Raw genomic sequence first — 21,392 nt, 5'->3', positions numbered from 1 at the left:
CGGGCGTTAACCTTGTTCGAACAACCCTGAGCGCAGGTAACTGCGCCAGGGTTTTGTTATGGCTGAGCTTGATCTTCTGGATTTCACGTCCGCCGCACCGATCCCTGCGCCCGGGTATCGGAAACCACTGGGCACCTGCCTGCTGGAAACCGGAACCATCACCCGATCCCAGCTGGACCATGCGCTAAGCCAGCAAACCAGACAGAACGCTCCGCTGGGAGAGATACTGGTCGGCGAAGGCTATGCCACCCGGCAGGACGTGTTGAGCGCGCTGTCCGCGCAATCCGGCTGGCAGATTGCAGATCTTGAACAAATCCCGCCGATGCCGGAACTGAGCGGGCTGATGCCGGTCGACTTCTGGCTGCAACACAATGTCATCCCCTGGATGCGGATTGGCCCCCTTGTTCTGGTGGCCACGGCCCGGCCCGACCGGTTCGCAACCGTGACCGCCGAAATGCGCGAATGCGATTATGCCGTGATCCCGGTGCTGGCGGCCCCTGATCAGATCGACCGCACGATTGCGCGGCAGTTTTCGGGGTCTTTGGCCAGATCGGCGGAAACGCGGGTTGATCCCGCGCAAAGCTGCCGCAACTGGACCCTTAGGTCGCGCGTAGGGCCGTCGGTGGCCCTGTTGTGTGTGCTGGGGCTGTTTGCCTTGTTCCCGGCGTTTGGCCTGCTGGCGATGCTGGGCATGGCTGTGGGAACTCTGGTGCTTTTTGCAGTCTTTCGGACGGTTGGCACGCTGGCTTATCTTTGGCATCGTCTGAGAACGCAGCCGGACCACACCGAAGCTGCCATCACATTGCGGCAGCCCTGCGTGTCGATCATGGTGCCATTGTACAAGGAGCGCGAGATTGCAAACGCTCTGGTGCACAGGCTACAGCGGCTGACCTATCCCAAGGCGTTGCTGGATGTCATCCTTGTGCTTGAGGAAAAGGATGACGTGACGCGCAATGCCCTTGCGCAGGTGAGCCTGCCCAGTTGGATGCGCATCGTCGAGGCGCCCGAGCTGAACGGGCTGACCACCAAGCCGCGCGCCATGAATTACGCGCTGGATTTCTGCCGGGGCGACTTCGTCGGCGTCTGGGACGCGGAAGACGCCCCACAACCGGATCAGATTGAGCGTGTGGTGGCGCATTTCACCCAGGCCGCGCCGGATGTTGTGTGCCTGCAAGGGGTTCTGGATTACTACAACCCGCGCAGCAACTGGCGGTCGCGCTGCTTTACCATCGAATACAACAGCTGGTTCCGCGTGATCCTGCCGGGGATCGCCCGCATGCGGCTGGTGGTGCCGCTTGGGGGCACCACGTTCTTTTTCCGTCGCGACAAACTGTTGGAACTGGGCGGCTGGGATGCCCACAATGTCACCGAGGACGCTGATCTGGGCGTAAGGCTGTGCCGGGCCGGGTACCGGACCGAAATGGTGGATACCACAACATATGAGGAGGCGAATTTCCGGGCCTGGCCCTGGGTCAAACAGCGCTCGCGCTGGCTCAAGGGGTTCATGGTCACGTATCTGGTGCATATGCGCAGCCCGCGAAAACTGTGGCGTGACCTTGGTGCCGTTAAATTTCTGGGCCTTCAGGCGTTCTTTTTGGGCACGTTGGGGCAATTTCTGCTGGCACCCATTCTCTGGGTATTCTGGCTGTCAAGCCTGGGGTTGGCCAATCCGATGGGGAATATTCTGCCGCATTCCATCTCAACCGCGCTGATCGGGCTGTTTCTGGTGGCAGAGGGGCTGAGTATCGGTGTTGGTCTGATCGCCGTATCCGCGCGTGAGCGGCGGTTTCTTTTGCCTTGGGTTCCGACGATGTTTCTGTATTTCCCGCTAGGCGTGATTGCCGGTTACAAGGCGTTGTGGGAATTGGCGACCAACCCGTTTTTCTGGGACAAGACCCAGCACGGACAGGCCAGCGAAGACGAGCCGCTGACCTGATAATCACTTGTCGCGGCGACTTGCGTCCTGTTTCAGGCGCGTCATGAACGCGATCGAGATATGATCCTTGAGCGCCCGCCCCGCCGCCTCTTCATCGCGCGCGGCAATGGCTTCGACGATGCCTTTATGTTCGCTCTGGGCAATCTCTCCGCGCCCCTGCACGGCCAGCGACGTGGTCGCCATCAAGGCCATAGTCCGGTGCACCAGATCAAGCTGCTGGACAAGGTAGCGGTTGTGCGAGGCCAGATGGATCTGTTCGTGAAAGCGCCGGTTGGCACGTGACAGCGCCATCGGATCGCCCACCAGCTTGTCATCTTCGAGAACCATGTCCTGAAGAACCCTGATCTCTTCTTCGGTGGCGTGTTTGGCAGCCAGCCGCGCGGCGAGCCCTTCCAGTTCGCGGCGCACGATATAAAGCTCGGCCATCTGGTTGTGGTCCAGCGACGCCACGATCAGTGACCGACCGTCCCGTTCCAGCAGAGACTGGGTTTCCAGGCGTTGCAACGCTTCGCGGATCGGGGTGCGCGACACCCCGAACCGTTCTGCCAGCTCGCTTTCCACCAGACGATCGCCGGGCTTGTAGACGCCGACATCAATGGCTTCGAGTATCAGGCTATAGGCATCCTTGGTGGGGGATCGGGTCTGGCTCATGGGGTATTCTGTCTCCTCGTTCGGACATGTCTATCCGTCTCTGGGGGCAGCAATCAAGTACGGCATTGAAATCACCCGGCCCGCGCCCTAAACCCAAGCCATGGTCAAACCGTCCTTCAGTCATGTCACGCAATGGGTGTTCGATCTGGACAACACCCTGTATCCGCCGCATATGCAGCTGTTCGATCAGATCGAAGTTCTGATGACGGATTATGTGGTGCAAGCCATCGGCGTGGACCGGGCCGAGGCCGACAGGCTGCGCGGGCAATACTGGCGCCAATACGGCACCACGCTGGCCGGGTTGATGGCCGAACATGATCTGGACCCCGAGCCCTATCTGCACGCGGTGCATCAGGTGGACATGAGCCATATGGACCCGGATGCAGAGCTGGCCGATCACATTCGCGCCCTGCCCGGACGGCGCATCGTCTACACCAATGGCAGCGCGCCCTACGCCGAGCGGGTCTTGCAGGCGCGCGGGCTTTCGGGGCTGTTTGATGCAATCTATGGCGTCGAACATGCCGGTTATCGGCCCAAGCCCGAGAAAGCCGCCTTTGAAGCCATCTTTGCACAGGATGGCATTCAGGCTGACAAGGCCGCGATGTTCGAGGACGACCCGCGTAATCTGGCCGCCCCGCATGAGATGGGAATGCGCACGGTTCATGTCGCCCCGGACCCGCATGAGGCCGATCACATCCACCATCACACGGACGATCTGACCGCATTTCTGGCCCGCCTGCGGTAGCCTGTCACACTGCGACGATCCGTACGTTCTGCACCTGCATGCGCAGCCCTATATGCGCTGGAGCGACGAACAGAACGGAGAAGCCCCATGAGCGCGATCGATATGCCCGGACGCCTGCCGGTTTGGCAGCGCCTTTTCTTTGCAATTCCGGTTTTCGGGTGGCTGGCCCGCGACGCGGCCAACGGCAAGGCGGAGGACCTGTATTACACCGTCGGCGCGGTCCTCAGCATGTGGGGCTGTTCCGCCATGGTGTTTGGTCTTCCCGGCCTTTACATCCCTGCCCTGATGATGGTGCCGGTGATGTTCCTGGTCCTGATCCTGATCTCGCGCGGCTGAGATACGGGACAGGATGTCACTTGGCGCAGGGGGTGGAACCGAACTAGGGTCTGCCCGAGATGATGAGAGGCGCCATGACTGACAGTTGTGACATCCTGATTTCCGGCGGTGGAATCGCCGGTCTGACCGCAGCGGCGGCGTTTGGAACCGCCGGGTTTGACGTGGTGTGCGTAGATCCCGCGCCACCGATCACCGAACGGGATGTGGACGGGTCCGACCTGCGCACCACCGCCTTTCTGCAACCTGCGCGCGGCCTGCTGGAGCAATGCGGCCTGTGGGCGCGGCTGGATGCCCATGCGGCCCCCTTGCAGATCATGCGTATTGTCGATGCCGGGGGGGACGTGCCCGAACCCCGCGTCGTACGCGATTTCAACGCCGCTGACATTTCCGAGCAACCGTTTGGCTGGAACCTGCCCAACTGGCTGTTGCGCCGGGAAATGGTCGCGCGGCTGGCAGAGCTGCCGAATGTCGATTTCCGCCCCGGCACCGGCACCGTCAGCCTGTTCACCCGCACTGCCGAAGCCCGCGTTGGCCTGAGCGACGGCAGCCGCATCCGCTGCAAGCTGGTGCTGGCCGCAGATGGGCGCAACTCTCCCATGCGCGCGGCCGCCGGTATCAAAGTGCATACAACGCGGTATGGGCAGAAAGCGCTGGCGTTCGCGGTGACGCATCCCGTACCGCACGAGAATGTCTCGACCGAGATACACAGGTCTGGCGGGCCGTTCACATTGGTTCCGCTGCCCGATTGGCAGGGGCAGCCCTCGTCCGCCATTGTCTGGATGGAACGCGGGCCAAATGCCGTTGACCTTTTGACCCTTGATGCCGAAGCGTTTGAGACTGCGATGACAGAACGGTCCTGTGGCCTGTTTGGCCCCTTGAAGCTGGCATCGCGCCGGACCATCTGGCCGATCATCAGCCAGTCCGCGGAACGGCTGGCGGGTGAGCGCATTGCCCTGATGGCCGAGGCCGCGCATGTGGTGCCGCCGATCGGCGCGCAGGGGCTGAACATGTCATTGGGCGATCTGCGCTGCCTGCTGGATCTGGCGCAATCCCAGCCCGAAGGTCTGGGCGACGCGCAGATGCTGGACGCATATCACAAGGCGCGCCACACCGAGATCGAGATGCGGGTCAAAGGGATCGACCTGCTGAACCGCGCCTCGATGATCGAGGCGCGCCCGCTGCGGGATGCGCGCGCAATGGGGCTGAGCGCGCTTTATTCTCTGCCCCCTGTGCGCAAGACGCTGATGCAGATGGGCCTTGGCGTTCGCTAAGGCCCGGCCTGTTTACAGAACCTGATCCAGCACGCGTTTCAGGCGCGCGATGGTGGCGTCTACATCATAAAGCTTGTCCAATCCGAACAGGCCCAGACGGAAGGTGCTGAAGCCTTCGGGTTCGTCACATTGCAGCGGCACCCCGGCGGCAATCTGCATCCCCAGAGCGGCAAATTTCTTGCCGTTCTGGATTTCGGGGTCCGAGGTGTAGCTGACCACAACGCCGGGTGCGCCGAAACCGTCAGCCGCCACCGAGACAATGCCATACTCCTTCAACATCGCCCGCACGCCGTCGCCCAATGCCCATTGCGCCTTGCGCAGCTTTTCGAACCCGTATCCCCTAGTTTCTGCCATGGTGTCGCGGAAAGCCAGCAGCGCATCGGTGGGCATCGTGGCGTGATAGGCGTGACCGCCATTTTCATAGGCCTGCATGATCTGGCGCCACTTTTTCAGGTCGATGGCGAAACTGTCCGAGCTTGTCTGTTCCAGACGCGCCTCGCCCCGTTCGGACAGCATGACCAGACCGGCACAAGGCGATGCGCTCCAGCCCTTTTGCGGGGCCGAGATCAGGACGTCGACGCCGGTGGCTTTCATATCCACCCAGGCACACCCGGATGCGATGCAATCCAGTACCATCAACGCACCCACCTCATGCGCCGCGCTGGCCAGGGCGGTCACATAGTCATCCGGCAGGATGACACCTGCCGCCGTTTCAACATGCGGTGCGAACACAACACCGGGTTTCTGTTCGCGAATCGTTGCGACGACCTCGTCAATCGGTGCGGGCGCAAAGGGGGACGGGCTGGTATTGCCGGTCTCGCGCGCCTTCATCACGGTGGTCGAGCTGGTCAGGGCGCCGCTTTCGATGATCTGGCTCCAGCGGTATGAAAACCACCCGTTCCGAACCACAAGAACATCCGCCCCGCGCGCGAATTGCCGGGCGACCGCCTCCATCGCATAGGTACCGCCGCCCGGAATGACGGCCACCCCGTCTGCCTTGTACACCTCTTTCAGCATGGCAGAGATGTCGCGCATTACCCCCTGAAACTTTTGGGACATATGGTTCAGCGAGCGATCGGTGAATACGACCGAGAATTCTTCGAGCCCGTTCGGGTCAACGTTTTTCAGCAAGGCAGGCATATGGCGTCCTTTCAATATCGTCAGTGCAGTCTTGGTCTCTTTACCTTGGCCAGTAAAGCCATTTCGCGACAAATAGTGACGCCACGGAATGCGGGTAAAATCGGCCTGTTTGGTGCTGTAGGACGCTGGGAACACAAGAAAATGACGCCAACCAGTGTCACTTCCCCTTTACACTTCTGCTTGCTTCTGAACAGATGCGCACACTTTTTACTAGAAGGGAAATTTTTCCTGTGACGATTCATAAGCGTATTAACTTCCAGTCCGTTCGAGATGAAGTAAAACGACGTATTGAAAGCCGCGTGTGGCCTCAGGGATCTTTGCTACCGACCGAAACGCAACTGGCGGAAGAATTCAATTGCGCCCGCGCGACGGTGAACCGCGCCCTCAGGGAACTGGCCGATCAGGGTTTCATCGAACGCAAGCGCAAAAGCGGTACGCGGGTCAAGAAAGAACCCAGCAAACACGCCAAGCTGGAATTCTCGCTGGCGCGACAGATGGTCGAAAGCCAGAATGCCGCCTATCGCTATGCGCTGGTGGAACGGACTGTCGAGGCCTGCCCCCGCTGGCTGTCCTCTCAGCTTGATGTCCCCGCCGAGACGCGGGTTCTGCATGTCGTTTGCATGCATTACGCGGACAACCGCCCGTTCCAGCTTGAAGAGCGCTGGATCAATATCGGAACCGTCCCCGATGTGGAAAAGGCCGACCTGACCCAGCAAGGACCGCATAAGTGGCTGTTGAATGCCGCTCCGTTCAACGATGCCGAGGTTGCGTTCTGCGCGATTTCCGCTGATGCAAGGCTGGCGGAATTCATGGGAACCACGGCGGGCGCGCCGATGATCCAGATGGAGCGCACCACATGGAAAGAAGACAAACCGATTACATTTGCCCGCCTGACCCATCATCCCGGATATTACATCCGCACCAGATACTAAGGCAGGTCACCCAATCGGTCCGGGCAGCCGTTCCTCGCTCAGCAGAACATTCGCTTCGACATCGCCTGCGCCGGGCAGCGTCATGATCCGGCGCCGCAACACGCGTTCGAAATCGGACAGGTCCCGCGCCACGACGCGCAAACGGTAGTCGTACAGACCCAGAACATGCTCGACAGTCTGAACTTCAGGGATGGCGCTGACGGCGCGTTCGAAATCCTCAAGGCTGATCTGGCCCTTGCGCGCCAGCTTGACCCCCAGAAACACGGTCACGCCAAAGCCGAGCGCCTCGGCATTCAGGCGCAACCTGCGGCCCTTGATGATCCCGGCGTCCTCCAACCTGCGGATACGCCGCCAGGTGGCGGGTTGAGACAGATTGAACCTCCGACCCAGGGCACCCGCGCTTTGGGTGGCGTCCTGTTGCAGCGCACGCAGCAGACGGCGGTCAATCTCGTCCAACTCGATCATACCGGCAACACCTCGTCCCGCTTGACCCGCGCGATATGCATCAGCGCTTCGATATCGGCGATATGCGGCAGGGTCAGGATCCGGTCCCGATAAAGCTGCTGATAGTGCTTCATATCCCGCGCTATGACCGACAGGCGGACATCCACCCGGCCCAGAAAGGTCTGGATTTCGATCACCTCGGCCACGTTGCGGGCCTCTTCCATAAACTCGTCAAAGGCGCGGGCCTGTGTCTTGTCCAAGGTGATCCGAAGCGACACTTCGACAGCATAGCCCATTGCGGCCCAGTCGATCACCGCCTCCTGCCCTTCGATGATCCCGGCCGCCTGCATCTTTTCCAGCCTGCGCCAACAGACGCCAGCACTGATCCGGCACAGATCGGCAAGTTCCGCGGTGGTCAGGCTGGGGTTCGCCTGAAAGTGACGCAAAATGCGCCGGTCGATATCGTCAAGCATGATTATTTCAGTATTTTCCATTTTCAAGAATTATTCTTCATCTTTTTTACAAATACTCAAGCCCAACCCTATCGCCAATCCGACGTACGGCAGGTAGAACCGCCCCAACCAAACCAGAAAGGACCGGCAAAATGCGCGTCTATTACGATCGCGATTGCGACATCAACCTGATCAAAGACAAGAAAGTGGCTATCCTGGGCTATGGCAGCCAGGGTCACGCCCACGCGCTGAACCTGCGCGACTCGGGTGCCAAGAACCTGGTCATCGCCCTGCGCGAAGGCTCGCCCTCGGCCAAGAAAGCCGAAGCAGAAGGTCTGGAAGTGATGGGCATTGCCGAAGCGGCTGCCTGGTGCGACGTCATCATGTTCACCATGCCCGACGAATTGCAGGCCGAAACCTACAAGAAATACGTTCATGACAACATCAAGCCGGGCGCGGCCATCGCCTTTGCCCACGGCCTGAACGTCCATTTCGGCCTGATCGAGCCGAAGGACGGCGTTGACGTCATCATGATGGCCCCCAAAGGCCCCGGTCACACCGTGCGTGGCGAATACACCAAAGGCGGCGGCGTGCCCTGCCTGGTCGCGGTTCACAACGATGCAACCGGCAAGGCGCTGGAAATCGGCCTGTCCTACTGTTCGGCCATCGGTGGCGGCCGTTCGGGCATCATCGAGACCAACTTCCGCGAAGAATGTGAAACCGACCTGTTCGGTGAACAGGCCGTTCTGTGCGGTGGTCTGGTCGAACTGATCCGCTGCGGCTTTGAAACTCTGGTCGAGGCCGGTTACGCACCCGAGATGGCCTATTTCGAGTGTCTGCACGAAGTGAAGCTGATCGTTGACCTGATCTATGAAGGCGGCATCGCCAACATGGATTACTCGATCTCGAACACGGCCGAGTATGGCCAGTATGTCACCGGTCCGCGCATCCTGAAATACGACGAGACCAAAGCCCGCATGAAAGCGGTTCTGGACGACATCCAGCAGGGCAAATTCGTCCGTGACTTCATGCTGGAAAACGCCGTTGGCCAGCCGACCATCAAAGCGTCGCGCCGCGCCAATGACGAGCATATGATCGAAGAGACCGGCGCCAAGCTGCGCGGCATGATGCCGTGGATCTCGGCCGGCAAGATGGTCGACAAAGAAAAGAACTAAGTCTGACCGATGTCAGGCAAAGGGCGGCCCAGGCGGTCGCCCTTTTTCAGTTTCAGACCGCTTTGGCAAAGCATTTGCCCAGCACGAAATCCCATCCCGTATCGTAGCCGCCGCGCTTTTCGGGCGCTTCCCCTGCCCAGACGTCCCAGCCGGAATGCGTCAGGGTGACTTTGGCCTGCCCCGAACCGTAATCCTCAATACGCACATCGACGCGCGTTGGAGACTCCCTGCTGGTGCCCGGATGCCAGGTGAATGCCACGGATTGGCCGGGATCAATTGCCAGCACCTGACCCCAGTCGGCACGGGTTCCGTCGAACATGACCTCATAGACCGCGCCACCGATCCGGGGTTCAATAACCACGTCCCTTGCCGGTTGTCCCTGCGATGCGGAAACCGCGTGGCTGTCCAGCGGCCACCATGTCCCGATGCGGTTGACGAAGATGTCGAAAGCGCGCGCAGCAGAGGCACTTACGACAATTGTCTTGACTATCGGGTCTGTCATGGCCTCTCTCCCGCTCTGGACACCTCATCTGCAAAGCTGTTCATCACGTCGCTCCAGTAACGGTCGAGCCATCTGCGCAGCTCTGCCAACCCCTCGGGGCGCACCGCATAGATCCGGCGCGTCCCTTTCGCGTGGCATGTCACCAGCCCAGCATCAGACAGCACCTTGAGATGTTGTGAGACGGCCGGTCGGCTTACCGGCAGCTTTGACGCAAGTTCGCCCACTGCCTGAGGCTGGCTGGCGACGGCTTCGAACACCTGCCTGCGGGTCGCATCGCCCAAAGCTGAAAATGTCATATCGTAAGTCATTGCTTACGGTAAGTGGAAACTAACATAAAGTCAAGATCAGCCCGTGACACCGGCGCGCACGCGGGATAAGGGGATGGAATGGTTGAACAACCCACGAAGCAGGACTGGAGCGGCGTTTTCACGCTGGGGCTTATTTGGGGCGGCACATTCATGGTCGTCGCGATGGCTTTGGAAGGCTATGGCCCGATTACCGTGGCGACATCGCGCACCACTTTGGGTGCGGTGACGTTGCTTGTCCTGATGCGGATCACCGGTCGCCGCATGCCGGTTTTGACACCCGCGCTGACAACGTCAATCCTGCTGATTGGCGTGTTGTCGACTGCGGTGCCTTTCATGCTGCTCAGCTGGGGGCAGCAATATGTGCCCTCGGCCTTTGCAGGGCTGTCCATGGCCGCAATTCCGCTGATGGTGCTGCCGCTGGCGCATTTCTTTTCCGATGAGCCGCTGAACCTGCGTCGGTTTCTGGGCGTGTGCCTTGGGTTTTCCGGCGCATTGGTCCTGATCGGACCCGGTCTGGCAAAGCTGGGTCAAGGGACCGAGCCGCTGGCGCAACTGGCCTGTATCTCGGCTGCCCTCTGCTATGCCTCGACATCGATCCTGACGCGGCGCTGCCCGCCGGTCGAGCCGCTGGCGTTGGCCGCGCTGACCCTGCTGGTCGGCGCTGTTCTGCTGGTGCCCATCATGCTGCTGGTCGAAGGTGTCCCTACTTGGCAGGGCAACCGCCCATCGCTGGCCCTGATTGTCCTTGGGCTGATCCCCACTGCTTTCGCCAATTTGCTGCGGGTTTCGATCACCCGCAGCGCCGGATCGGTGTTTTTGACGCTGGTGAATTATCAGGTGCCGATCTGGTCGATGGTGTTCGGGGCCTGGATCCTGTCCGAGGCCCTGCCCCTGCGATTCTACGTCGCCCTGGCCCTGATCCTGACGGGCATGGCCATCAGCCAGTGGTTCAGCCTGCGCAGGGTTCTGTTCGGGCGCTAGCCTGCGGCGGCTTCGACCTCGGCCACGATACTGTCGACGACCTGTAACAGCAGCGCGTCATCCTCGCATTCGGCCATAACGCGGATCAGCGGCTCGGTGCCGGATTTGCGGATCAGCAACCGGCCCTGCCCGTTCAGCCGCGCCTCGGCATCGGCAATGGCAGCTTTAACGCTTTGAACTTCAAGCGGAGTTTGACCGTTGGCATAGCGGACGTTCTTCAACAGCTGCGGCACGGTTTCGAACTGCTTGGACAGGTCCGAGGCTTTGCGACCGGACAGAACCATCTCGGCTAGGAAATGCAAGCCGGCCATCAGGCCATCGCCGGTGGTGGCATAATCGCTCATCACGATATGACCGGATTGTTCACCGCCCAGGTTGAAGCCGCCTTCGCGCATGCGCTCGACCACATAGCGGTCGCCGACAGCCGTGCGTTCCAGTCGCATGCCGTGTGACGAGAGGTGCCGTTCGAGCCCCAGATTGGACATCACCGTGGCCACAAGGGCATCGCCTTTCAACTGCCCGGATTTTTTCCAGGCCGTCGCCAGCAGCGCCATAAGCTGATCGCCATCGGCGATCTGACCGGTCTCGTCGACGATAACAACCCGATCCGCGTCGCCGTCCAGACAGACACCAACGTCAGCGCCATGCGCCACGACGGTTTCGGCGGCCAGTTGCGGCTTGGTCGATCCGCAGTTGAGGTTGATGTTCTTCCCGTTGGGCGAAATCCCGATCGGGATCACGTCTGCACCCAGTTCCCAAAGAACCTCGGGCGCGGTGCGGTGGGCGGCGCCATTGGCACAGTCGATCACCACCTTGAGGCCATCCAGACGCACATCGCGCGGCAGCGAGGATTTCACACGCTCGCCATATCTGAACCGGGCGTCATCAACACGACGCGCCCGTCCGATATTCTGGGCCTGAGCAGGCCGGACACCTTCGTCGATCAGCTTTTCGATGTCGATCTCGGCCTGATCGGACAGTTTATAACCGTCGGGGCCAAAGAACTTGATGCCGTTGTCCTCTGCCGGGTTGTGGCTGGCCGAGATCATGACACCCAGATCGGCCCGCATCGACCGCGTCATCAGGCCCACCGCAGGCGTCGGAACCGGTCCTAACAACAGCACATTCATTCCCGTTGACGTCAGACCGGCGGTCAGCGCGTTTTCCAGCATATAGCCGGACAGGCGTGTGTCCTTGCCGATGACGACCCGGTGCACACCGGTCGCATCACGCCGGAAATAGCGCCCCACCGCAGCCCCGATGCGCAACGCCATTTCCGCCGTCATCGGATGCGTGTTGGCCGTGCCCCGCACCCCGTCGGTTCCGAACAGCTTGCGCATTGGTGTCACTCCGTGATTTTCCGTGAGACCGGATTACCGGACAGCGGCCCATAGGCGCAAGGCCTGAGCGGTCTCGGCGACGTCGTGAACGCGAATGATCTGCACGCCCTGAGACAATCCGGCCAAAGCCACAGCAATTGAACCCGGCGCGCGGGCAGTCTTGTCAGGCTCCCGTCCAATTGTTCCGATAAAGCCCTTGCGGGACACGCCCAGCAGGATCGGGCAGCCAAGCCCGTGAAACAGGCTGAGATTGCGCAGCAAGGTCAGGTTGTGATCCTCGGTCTTGCCGAAACCGATACCTGGATCGACGATGATCAGGTCGCGCCGAAGCCCCAAGTTTTCCAGCAGAGCGATCTGGGTTTCGAGGAAGTCATAAACATCCAGCAACACGTTGTCGTAGCTGGGGTTTTCCTGCATCGTGGCTGGATCACCCTGCATATGCATGACGCAGACCGGTGTGCCCTTGTCAGCGCAAAACGGTGCCAATTCGGGATCGAACGTGAACCCCGAGACATCGTTGACCAGCCCCGCGCCCGCCGCACACGCCGCTTTGGCGACGCTGGCTTTGCGGGTGTCGATTGAAATCAGGGCATCCGTTTGTGCGCGAATCGCCTCGATCACCGGGCGGGTGCGGGCAATTTCCTGATCTGCCGGAATGAAATCCGCGCCCGGGCGCGTTGATTCCCCGCCAATATCCAGAATGGTGGCTCCATGCGCCACCATCCTTGCAGCGGCATCGCGGGCGGCCTCGACGGAACTGTGAACACCCCCGTCCGAGAAACTGTCAGGCGTGGTGTTGAGAATGCCCATGATGTGCGGCACCTGCATATCCAGCCTGGCGATGGGTGCGCGCGGGCGGGTCAACCGCTCCAGCGCCCCACCGGGAATATCCGATGCTGCCATGATCTGCGGTGCGGTATCGCGCCCAAGCGCTTCGACATGGGTAAACCACAGGGGCTGACCGGCCAGAGAATACGCGCCAGCGGGCCGGGTCTGGCCGTGCTGAACCAGCGGTCTGAAATAGATGCTCACAATTCGGCCTGATCCACGGCCACAGCCCGCAGGGGGGTTTTGGGCGTTTTCGGCAATTCGCCGCCGATGACCATCATTTCGCTGGCTTCAAAGGTCGCCGCAAACCATGCGGCCAAAGCCACGGCGTCGGAGGGCGCGGCGGACGGACCATCCACCGCGTCCAGCACGATCTTGGACGGGGCCCAGACACAGATCTGGCCGTTCTTCATGGCCCAGTCCAGTTCCGTCCGGGTTGAAACCACCTTGCAGCGGTGATCGCGCGCGGCCAGAACCCACGCGTTCTGCTCGATCGCCAGCAGGTCAATCCGGCGCTGTGTCATTGCGTGGCCGGTTTGCGGCGCAGCCAGGTCTGACGCCCCCACACACAGGATCAGCGGGCGCTGTCGGTTCTGCAATTGGTCGATCCACCCGGTCAGATTGTCCGAGGCGATGGCGTCATTCGACAAGTAGACCAGACGGGGATGCGGGCGATCTTCCTCGGTCACATCATGATGAACCGAGTCTTTCCCACGCACGATCTCGACCCCGAGAGCGCCCGGACCGCGGTCCAGTTTTTCGATGCGAACAAAGACCCTTACAGCCTGTGGTTCATGCAAGATACGTTCGGCTACACGCTCGGCCAGGGTTTCAAGCAGGTTCAGACGCTCGGCCGCGAGTTCATAGGCAATGGATTCCGTCACCCGGTCATAAGACAGGATGCGATCCACATCGTCGTCAATCGGGTCGGTCAGGGGCCGGACTTCGACGACGATATTGAAACAGATCCGCTGGGTTGTTCCCCGCTCGGCCTGAAACGCACCGATTTCAACCTCGACAATATGGTCGCGCAGGGAAATGCGATCCAGCGGCCCTCGGGGCGAGGTCGCCTCGGACCGTTCGGTCGGGTGCGCAAATGCCAGTCGGATTTCAGAACTCATGGGTCCGGCCTTTTCGGCTTGTTGCAGGGCTTGCCCTCTATAGGCGTTGCAAGGGCCTATAACATTCAAACAAACGCCATTCCAACCGCCGAATGCGGCGTCAGGTAACGCGAAACCAGCTCATCATACCCGAAGCGGCATGTCCCAGCATATGGCAATGCAACAGCCAGTCCCCCGGATTATCCGCGACCAGAGCGATCTGGCGGGTTTGTCCGCGATCAACCAAAACAGTATCGCGCCACGGGCCAAGCGATCCGTCCGGCTGGATCAGTCGGAAGTGGTGACCGTGCAAATGCATGGCATGTGGAAAGACTGTTTCATTGACGAACTCGATCCTGTGAAGACCCCCGGTCCGGGCATCCAGAAACGGGTCGGACGGGCGTTCCGCATAACCGTTCAGGGCCCAGAACCGGCCCAACTGCGCCAGTTCCTGGCCTGGCAATTCTGTGTCCCCGATCCGGGCGCTATCCAGCCAGCGCATCGCCCCGCCTTGCAGGGACATCCGGTGCAATGGTGCGGATGAGACATCCTCGATGACTGGCAAAGGGTTGGGCGGCAACGCTGACACGCCTTGTCGCGGCGCAGGTGCGAGAGGTTCGTCAACATCAAACCGAACGATGCCAAAGGCACCATCGCGCTCAACACTCACCAGACTTGCCGTATCGCCCGCAGCCACGACATCCACAACAAGATCGATGCGTTGTGCGGGGGCGATTGGGAAAGCCCCAGACAATGGGATCGGCTTTTCCAGTGGCATACCGTCAAGAGCGACGATCCAACCAGACAACCCGTCAAGATTCAGGTCAAAAATCCGCGCGTTGGAGGCGTTGATCAGGCGTAGCCGGAGACGGTCGTTCTGTCGCGCCTCAACGCGCGGGTCAAGGGATCCGTTGACAGTGATGATATTCCCCAGCCGACCAGCATGGCTGAGATCATGGCCATTGTCGAAATCATCCGTGATCTGAGCGGTTTCCGGATCAAGCCGCCAGTCGTCCAGCATCAATACCAGATCCTGATCCACATCGGGGGCAGCAGTTTCTTCGACGATCAGCGGCCCGTAAAGCCCGCGCGCAACCTGTTCCATCGACTGGTTATGCGCATGGTACCAATAAGTCCCTGCGTCTGGAACGACGAAGGAGTAATCAAAGCTTGCGCCCGTCTCGACTGCGTCCTGCGTCAGGCCGGGCACGCCGTCCATGGCGTTTTCGATGCGAATTCCGTGCCAATGGACCGACGTGGCTTGCGGAAGCTGGTTCATCAGGGTGCGCTGGATGCGGTCGCCCTGCCTGACACGCAGTTCAACGCCCGGGACAGACCCGTCATATGTCCAGACTTCCGTTTCAGGATAACTTGCTGGCGCGATCGGGTGTTTGGCTACACGCGCATTAAGCGGTGCAAAACCCGCGCTGGCCACACGCGGCATCAGCAATGCTGCGGCGGCGGATTGCAAAAGGTGTCTGCGGTTCAAAATCATCACGGGCCTCCTGGCCCGCAATATAGGGTGCAACCTGCCCCACGCCAGCAAGCTTCCAGCGCGGGTGCGTCAATCAGTTGCTCGCTGTCCGGTAGTTGTGACGGTAAAAAACATGCACGCCGATTTTCGCGGTCTGTTTATAGACCCGCGACCAGGACGGGCGCACCGACGTCGTGTGATAGTGTGTTGCCCCTTCGGTCAACTCATCCGCCACGCCATCAATGGCTGCCCGCGCGACTTTCGCCACACGCTCATACGCCTTTTTCTCGTGGATGACTTCCTTGCGGCCATCGCAGGTATACGTGAACTGGCACTGGTATTTCTTGCCGGTCCCCTGATGGATCACCCCGCACAGGGAATCCGGGAAACGGCTGCTTTTGACCCGGTTCAGGATCACCTCGGCAACCGCGAACTGGCCGCGCACGCTTTCGCCGCGCGCCTCGAAGTACAAGGCTTCGGACAGGCATCTCCAGTTTTCACCACCGGAGGCCTTTGGTTGCTGGTCAAGCCAGTCTTTGGAGAAGGACACTTCGACAGGTTCAGCCGCCTTGCGGGGCTGGAACAGCTTGAAATAGTCCCGAAAACTTTGCGCTGGCAACTCGCTGCGGGCGACAAGTTCTTGTTTTGCAGTATCAGTCGCTTCCTTCTCAGCGAAGGATGCACTCGGCAGAACGGTTGCCGCCACTGCGGCAACAGCCAATATGTAACGTAGCATCAGATAACCTCGCACAGGCACATCACGCGCCTTACCCTCCCCCGGCGGGCGCGACGAGGCTGATACCCCAGACTGATGCAAAGGTCCAGTATCTTGAAAAAAGCAAGTGGAAAATCGCCCGTAGCGAAAATATTTTTCGCCTACGAGTGACCGTATAAACCACTATTCCTTGGGGTCCGGCGCGGTGTCAACCCCCAAGTCTGGAGGAAATCGCCAGTTGAGCGGCAGCCAGCCGAGCGACCGGAACCCGGAACGGTGAGCATGACACATAGTCGAATCCAAGATCGCGGCAAATGGCGATTGATTCGGGGTTCCCGCCGTGTTCGCCACAGACCGAAAGGGTCACATCCGGCTTCGCGGCACGCCCGCGTTCCGCCCCGAGTTTCAGCAGCTCGCCCACCCCGTCCGGATCAAGGACATGGAACGGATCTTCGGTAAAGACCCCCTGCCGCACGTAAGCGGACATGAAACGACCGGCATCGTCGCGGGAAAGGCCGTAGGTCATCTGCGTCAGGTCGTTCGTTCCAAAACTCATGAAAGCAGTCTGTGGCGCGATCTCTTCCGCGCGCAGACAGGCGCGTGGCGTTTCGACCATGACGCCCAGCCGATATTCGAACTTCTGCCCGCGTTCCGATTCAACGGCGGCGGCGACCGAGTCGATGCGGGATTTGACCAGTTCAACTTCGCGCTTGGCGGATACCAGCGGGATCATCACTTCGGGCACCACCGGAGCACCGTTTTTTCGGGCGTCAAGCGTGGCTTCAAAAATCGCGCGCGCCTGCATGTCGTAGATCTCGGGTACGGTGACACCCAGACGAACGCCGCGCAGGCCCAGCATGGGGTTGTATTCGGTCATCGCCTCAACCCGGCGTTCGACGTCGGACACGGGCAGATCCAGCGCCTCGGCCAACTCCCGTTGCCCGGTGCGCGTTGTCGGTAGAAATTCATGCAAGGGTGGATCGAACAGGCGGATGCAGACAGGCTGACCTTCCATGATCCTGAACAGCTGAACGAAATCCTCGCGCTGCATCGGAAGCAGGCGTTCCAGCACCGCCGCCCTGCCCGCCGAGGTTTGCGCAAAGATCATTTCGCGCATCACGATCAGACGGCCGGGGTCAAAGAACATGTGTTCGGTCCGGCACAGACCGATCCCCTGGGCCTGAAAGTTCCGGGCAGTCTGCGCATCAGCCGGTGTGTCGGCATTGGCGCGGATTTCGATGTCACGCTCGGCATCGGCCCAGCCCATCAGCGTCTGGAAACAGTCATCCAACGCGGCCTCGAGCATGGCGGGCTGACCGGCCAGCACCTGACCCGAGCTGCCATCAATGGTGACAATATCGCCGGTTTTGAATACCCGGCCATCCGGTGCGGTCAGCATCTTGTCTTTCGTCTGAAACCGCATTTCCGAGGCCCCGACGATACAGGGCAGACCCAATCCGCGCCCGATCACGGCCGCGTGGCTGGTCATGCCGCCTTTTTCCGTCAGAACCGCAACGGCGGCGTGCATCCCGCGCACATCCTCGGGCGAGGTTTCCCGGCGCACCAGAACACATGCCTCGCCACGGGCGGCACTGGCCTGTGCTTCGGCCGAAGTAAACACGATCTTGCCGGTCGAGGCACCGGGGCTGGCACCAATGGCCGTGGTCAGCACATCGCGTTGCGCATCGGGGTGGACCTGACGGTGCAGTAGTTCGTTCAGCGCGTGCGGGTCGACACGCATCACCGCCTCTTGCGGCGGTATGATACCGTCTTCGGCAAGACGTACGGCAATGCGCATGGCCGCGCGGGCCGATCGCTGCACCCGGACACCATCGAGAATATGCACGGTGCTGTCCTGAATGACGAATTCGACCTGCATCTCTTCGCGCAGTTTCTCGCGCATCAGCGCGGCCTGAGCCTTGACCTCGGCGAAAGCATCTGGTGCGACCTCTTCCAGCGAGGGGCCGCGCGGGTCTTTTTCCAGAAACAGGGCTGCCACATCTTCACCCAGCGCATCGCGCCCCTGACTTTGGCTTAGATAGCGGCCGGTGATTTGTGGCATTCCGGTTGTGGAATCAACCAGTTGCAGAACGCCAGATCCGCATTCGCCTTTCCCGACGCCGGGGATCATCTCTTGGATGACCAACCCAAGCCCGGCATCTGCGGGTGCCCCCTTGGCCTGCCGCAGCAAGCGCGCGGACGTCCCGTCCCATGCACGCGCCATCGAGCGCAGAACACCGATCAGCTGTTCGCCCCTGTCCTGCGGAAAGACTTCGTCGGTTTCATCCTCGTAGGCGCGCAGCGAGTGGCGCAACCCCTCGCGGCCATCAGCTTCGATGTCATCGAACACATCCGCATCCAGCCGTGCCACGTGGATCGCATAGCTTTGAACGAACCGCAGATACAGAGCTGCGGCGGCCTCGGCGCCCATGGTGTCGGACAGGTCGACATAGCGCGCGTCGTTCATTCCGATATTGAGAACCGCGCCGGGGCCGCCCCAATCGGGATCTTCGGAACTGGGTCGGACGCATAGCAACGAGGTCGGGTCGAACTGTTCGAGGATCGCCGCAATATCCGGGATCGCCCCTTCTGCAATCTGGTGAACGGCATCAAATGACAGCGCAACGGTTCGGGGCACCGGCAGGTCCAGCCGGACCAGACGTTGCAGACATTTGGCCCGCCCGCCATGTGTATGGGCGGTGACAGGCGCGTCGGATGTAATGAGCGTTGTATTCGGATTATTCTGCACTGCAGCACCTTTTGGTTTGTCTGCAGCATAGGCGCTTGCGCCCTTCACGCAAGTGCGTTGTGGGCGCGCCTGCCAGTGCGCCCAGTCGTTTACCCTTCGATCCGGGTCAGATCGGCCACGCTGGAGCAGATCTGCCGGATCTGGCTGAGAAGGTTCAGCCGGTTGCGGCGAACAATGTCATTGTCGGTGTTGACCTGCACATCCTCAAAGAACGCATCCACCGGCCCGCGCAGCCCGGCCATGGCGGCCATGGCCGTGGGGAAATCTTCTGATTTCAGCGCGGGCTCGATTTGCGCCTGTGCTGCATCCAAAGCGGCAAACAATGCCTTTTCGCTGTCGGTTTCGGCGAATTTCACATCCGCACCGTAGGAATATTCCACCCCGTCCTTTTCTTCGGCCTGGGTCAGGATGTTGTTGGCGCGCTTGAAGCCCTGCACGAGGTTCTCGCCATCCTCGGTCGCGATCACCGCGTTCAGCGCGCGGGCGCGTTTCACCAACAGATTGAGGTCATCATTGCCGTCCATCGCGATACAGGCATCGATGACGTCGTGGCGGATGCCTTCGTCGCGGAGGAAGACCTTGAGGCGGTCGTGGAAGAAGGAAAGGAGATCGTCGGATGCGTCGGGGATCTTCTTTTCAAGGCTCAGGAAATCGGCGCCCAACACTTCGCCCAGCCTTTCCTTGACAGTCTGGAAGGCTGCGCCAAACACGCCGTGATCTGCGATTTCATCCAAAAGTTCGTCAACGTTTTCCGCCGCCAGCGCCTCGTTTGCAGCGCTTTCAGCACGCAGCAGCTGTCCGTCGAAAAACCGATCCAGACGCAGACGCAGGTCATTGTCGAGCACCAACCGGGTAACCCCCAGCGCTGCCCGGCGCAGGGCAAACGGGTCTTTCGAACCGGTAGGCTTTTCATTAATCGCCCAGAACCCCGCCAGCGCGTCCAGCTTGTCGGCCAATGCGACGGTCACCGACAGCGGAGCAGTGGGGACATCATCCGACGGCCCCAAAGGCGAGTAGTGCTCTTGCGCGACGGCGGCCACGGCGGCATCTTCACCTGCCGCTTCGATGTAATACCGCCCCATAAGTCCCTGGAGTTCGGGGAATTCGTAGACCATTTCCGAGCTGAGGTCGGCCTTGGCCAGGCGCGCGGCTTTTTCAGCCTGATCGGCATCGGCTCCGGTCACTGGGGCCAGTTCGCGGGCCAGGGCGGCGATGCGCCCGATCCGATCGGCCTGCGTTCCCAGTTTGTTGTGGAAGGTGACGTTTTCCAGCGCGCGGGTCCATTGTGCAATGTCCGATTTGGCGATGCGCAGGTCATTTTCCCAAAAGAACTTGGCATCGGCAAGACGGGCTGAGAGCACTTTCTGATTGCCCGCCAGAATGGTCGCGCCATTGTCAGCGGTTTCGCGGTTCGCAACAGTGACGAACCGTTCAATCCGGCCCGTTTTGGGATTGCGGACCGAGAAGAACTTCTGGTGTTCTTTCATCGAGGTTTGCAGCACCTCGGGCGGCAGGTCGAGGAATTCGTCGTCGATCCGCCCCATCAGGACAACCGGCCATTCGACCAGCCCGGCGACCTCGGCCAGCAGGCCCTTGTCTTCGACCAGTTCAAGACCGGCGGCAAAGGCCATGTTCTGGGCGTCGTTCCAGATGTGCTGGGCGCGTTCCTCGGGGGACAGGACGACAAAAGCCCGCTTCAGCTTGGCCGCGTAATCGTCGAAAGACGTGACCGAAAAGCGGTTGGGCGCCATAAAGCGGTGGCCTGCTGTGGTGTCGCCGGACGAAATGCCGTCGACATCCATTGGAACCACCTGCGCCCCGGCCTCATCCGTCAGAATGCACAGGATCGAATGCAGCGGACGCACCCAGCGCAAGCTGCCACTGCCCCAGCGCATGGACTTCGGCCAAGGGAAATTGCGGATGGTGGTTTCGAGCACTTCGGCAATGATCTCTGCCGCGGGGCGACCCGCCCTTTCGATGGTGGCAAAATAGATGGCCCCCTTGGGCGTTTCGCGTTCTTCCAGCTGATCACGGGTCAGGCCCGCGCCGCGCAGGAACCCTTCGATTGCCTTGTCGGGTGCGCCGACCTTTGGGCCCTTGCGTTCTTCCCGGATGGTGGGGCTTTTCGCCAGCAGCCCCTCGACCGCCAGCGTCAGGCGGCGGGGCGTGGTCAGGGCGGCTGCGCTTGCATAGGTCAGACCGGCCTCGACCAGACCATCGGTAATCCGCTTTTTCAGATCCTCGCCGGCACGGGCTTGCATCCGTGCGGGGATCTCTTCGGAGAACAGTTCGATCAGCAGGTCGGGCATTGTC

Annotated in this window: 20 protein-coding genes; 7 read left to right on the top strand and 13 right to left on the bottom strand. The window is 60.8% G+C overall.

The window, feature by feature from the left end:
- Positions 1 to 58 precede the first annotated feature (58 nt).
- Complete coding sequence (locus ACR0ID_RS05165) at positions 59 to 1,936, top strand: glycosyltransferase (protein ID WP_480604188.1); 1,878 nt, start codon at positions 59 to 61, stop codon at positions 1,934 to 1,936.
- Positions 1,937 to 1,939: 3 nt separating this feature from the next.
- On the opposite strand, the gene ACR0ID_RS05160 is transcribed toward ACR0ID_RS05165, so the two are convergent.
- The gene (locus ACR0ID_RS05160; protein WP_267363400.1) at positions 1,940 to 2,587 is read right to left on the bottom strand and encodes a GntR family transcriptional regulator; all 648 of its coding nucleotides are present in this window, start codon (positions 2,585 to 2,587) and stop codon (positions 1,940 to 1,942) included.
- A gap of 100 nt (positions 2,588 to 2,687) precedes the next feature.
- Here ACR0ID_RS05160 and ACR0ID_RS05155 point away from each other — a divergent pair, with 100 nt between their 5' ends.
- The 3 genes from ACR0ID_RS05155 to ACR0ID_RS05145 all read left to right on the top strand — a co-directional run bounded on the left by ACR0ID_RS05155 (position 2,688) and on the right by ACR0ID_RS05145 (position 4,939).
- On the top strand, positions 2,688 to 3,332 hold the full coding sequence (locus ACR0ID_RS05155; RefSeq protein WP_480476564.1) for a pyrimidine 5'-nucleotidase: 645 nt from the start codon (positions 2,688 to 2,690) through the stop codon (positions 3,330 to 3,332).
- Between the two features lie 87 nt (positions 3,333 to 3,419).
- Complete coding sequence (locus ACR0ID_RS05150) at positions 3,420 to 3,668, top strand: hypothetical protein (RefSeq protein ID WP_480554699.1); 249 nt, start codon at positions 3,420 to 3,422, stop codon at positions 3,666 to 3,668.
- 74 nt (positions 3,669 to 3,742) lie between these two features.
- Positions 3,743 to 4,939: a UbiH/UbiF family hydroxylase gene (locus tag ACR0ID_RS05145; RefSeq protein ID WP_480604186.1), complete on the top strand. Its 1,197-nt coding sequence runs from the start codon at positions 3,743 to 3,745 to the stop codon at positions 4,937 to 4,939.
- A gap of 12 nt (positions 4,940 to 4,951) precedes the next feature.
- On the opposite strand, the gene ACR0ID_RS05140 is transcribed toward ACR0ID_RS05145, so the two are convergent.
- Positions 4,952 to 6,079 (bottom strand): aminotransferase class V-fold PLP-dependent enzyme, encoded by a 1,128-nt coding sequence (locus ACR0ID_RS05140; protein WP_480476558.1) that lies wholly within the window; start codon positions 6,077 to 6,079, stop codon positions 4,952 to 4,954.
- A 317-nt stretch (positions 6,080 to 6,396) separates the two neighbouring features.
- Here ACR0ID_RS05140 and ACR0ID_RS05135 point away from each other — a divergent pair, with 317 nt between their 5' ends.
- On the top strand, positions 6,397 to 7,011 hold the full coding sequence (locus ACR0ID_RS05135; protein WP_480604184.1) for a GntR family transcriptional regulator: 615 nt from the start codon (positions 6,397 to 6,399) through the stop codon (positions 7,009 to 7,011).
- A gap of 6 nt (positions 7,012 to 7,017) precedes the next feature.
- Here the strand turns inward: ACR0ID_RS05135 and ACR0ID_RS05130 are convergent, their stop codons facing one another.
- Together ACR0ID_RS05130 and ACR0ID_RS05125 are read right to left on the bottom strand one after the other, a co-directional pair.
- The gene (locus ACR0ID_RS05130; RefSeq protein ID WP_209504239.1) at positions 7,018 to 7,476 is read right to left on the bottom strand and encodes an Lrp/AsnC family transcriptional regulator; all 459 of its coding nucleotides are present in this window, start codon (positions 7,474 to 7,476) and stop codon (positions 7,018 to 7,020) included.
- Positions 7,473 to 7,928, bottom strand: coding sequence for an Lrp/AsnC family transcriptional regulator (locus tag ACR0ID_RS05125; protein WP_480476554.1), 456 nt, complete (start codon positions 7,926 to 7,928; stop codon positions 7,473 to 7,475). Before ACR0ID_RS05125 ends, ACR0ID_RS05130 begins: the two co-directional genes overlap by 4 nt.
- Positions 7,929 to 8,059: 131 nt before the next feature.
- On the opposite strand from ACR0ID_RS05125, the gene ilvC reads away from it, so the two are divergent.
- Positions 8,060 to 9,082: a ketol-acid reductoisomerase gene (gene ilvC, locus ACR0ID_RS05120; protein WP_480476552.1), complete on the top strand. Its 1,023-nt coding sequence runs from the start codon at positions 8,060 to 8,062 to the stop codon at positions 9,080 to 9,082.
- A 52-nt stretch (positions 9,083 to 9,134) separates the two neighbouring features.
- Here ilvC and ACR0ID_RS05115 read toward each other — a convergent pair whose 3' ends face one another.
- Both ACR0ID_RS05115 and ACR0ID_RS05110 read right to left on the bottom strand, forming a co-directional pair.
- Positions 9,135 to 9,584 carry an SRPBCC domain-containing protein gene (locus tag ACR0ID_RS05115; RefSeq protein ID WP_480604181.1) on the bottom strand — a complete coding sequence of 150 codons (450 nt, stop codon included), beginning with the start codon at positions 9,582 to 9,584 and terminating at the stop codon, positions 9,135 to 9,137.
- Positions 9,581 to 9,880 (bottom strand): ArsR/SmtB family transcription factor, encoded by a 300-nt coding sequence (locus ACR0ID_RS05110; RefSeq protein WP_480604179.1) that lies wholly within the window; start codon positions 9,878 to 9,880, stop codon positions 9,581 to 9,583. Before ACR0ID_RS05110 ends, ACR0ID_RS05115 begins: the two co-directional genes overlap by 4 nt.
- Before the next feature lie 90 nt (positions 9,881 to 9,970).
- Between ACR0ID_RS05110 and ACR0ID_RS05105 the strand changes: the two genes are divergently transcribed.
- Positions 9,971 to 10,873, top strand: a complete 903-nt coding sequence (locus ACR0ID_RS05105; protein WP_267363378.1) for a DMT family transporter — start codon at positions 9,971 to 9,973, stop codon at positions 10,871 to 10,873.
- Here ACR0ID_RS05105 and glmM read toward each other — a convergent pair.
- From glmM to glyS, 7 genes are all read right to left on the bottom strand, one after another.
- Positions 10,870 to 12,213, bottom strand: coding sequence for a phosphoglucosamine mutase (glmM, locus tag ACR0ID_RS05100; protein ID WP_480516638.1), 1,344 nt, complete (start codon positions 12,211 to 12,213; stop codon positions 10,870 to 10,872). The genes ACR0ID_RS05105 and glmM overlap by 4 nt on opposite strands.
- A 33-nt stretch (positions 12,214 to 12,246) precedes the next feature.
- Positions 12,247 to 13,245 carry a dihydropteroate synthase gene (gene folP / locus ACR0ID_RS05095; RefSeq protein ID WP_480604178.1) on the bottom strand — a complete coding sequence of 333 codons (999 nt, stop codon included), beginning with the start codon at positions 13,243 to 13,245 and terminating at the stop codon, positions 12,247 to 12,249.
- Positions 13,242 to 14,162, bottom strand: a complete 921-nt coding sequence (locus tag ACR0ID_RS05090; protein WP_480476542.1) for a dihydroneopterin aldolase — start codon at positions 14,160 to 14,162, stop codon at positions 13,242 to 13,244. The genes folP and ACR0ID_RS05090 overlap by 4 nt, the downstream gene beginning before the upstream one ends.
- Positions 14,163 to 14,262: 100 nt before the next feature.
- Positions 14,263 to 15,636, bottom strand: a complete 1,374-nt coding sequence (locus tag ACR0ID_RS05085) for a multicopper oxidase family protein (protein ID WP_480554688.1) — start codon at positions 15,634 to 15,636, stop codon at positions 14,263 to 14,265.
- Between the two features lie 73 nt (positions 15,637 to 15,709).
- Positions 15,710 to 16,351, bottom strand: a complete 642-nt coding sequence (locus ACR0ID_RS05080) for a cell wall hydrolase (RefSeq protein ID WP_480604176.1) — start codon at positions 16,349 to 16,351, stop codon at positions 15,710 to 15,712.
- A 187-nt stretch (positions 16,352 to 16,538) separates the two neighbouring features.
- The gene (locus ACR0ID_RS05075) at positions 16,539 to 19,079 is read right to left on the bottom strand and encodes a putative PEP-binding protein (RefSeq protein WP_480604174.1); all 2,541 of its coding nucleotides are present in this window, start codon (positions 19,077 to 19,079) and stop codon (positions 16,539 to 16,541) included.
- Between the two features lie 89 nt (positions 19,080 to 19,168).
- Positions 19,169 to 21,388 carry a glycine--tRNA ligase subunit beta gene (gene glyS, locus ACR0ID_RS05070; protein ID WP_480604172.1) on the bottom strand — a complete coding sequence of 740 codons (2,220 nt, stop codon included), beginning with the start codon at positions 21,386 to 21,388 and terminating at the stop codon, positions 19,169 to 19,171.
- Between the last annotated feature and the right edge of the window lie 4 nt (positions 21,389 to 21,392).

It is taken from the genome of Ruegeria sp. AL2 (genome assembly GCF_056540845.1).
This window is presented reverse-complemented; position numbering and strand designations above follow the sequence as displayed.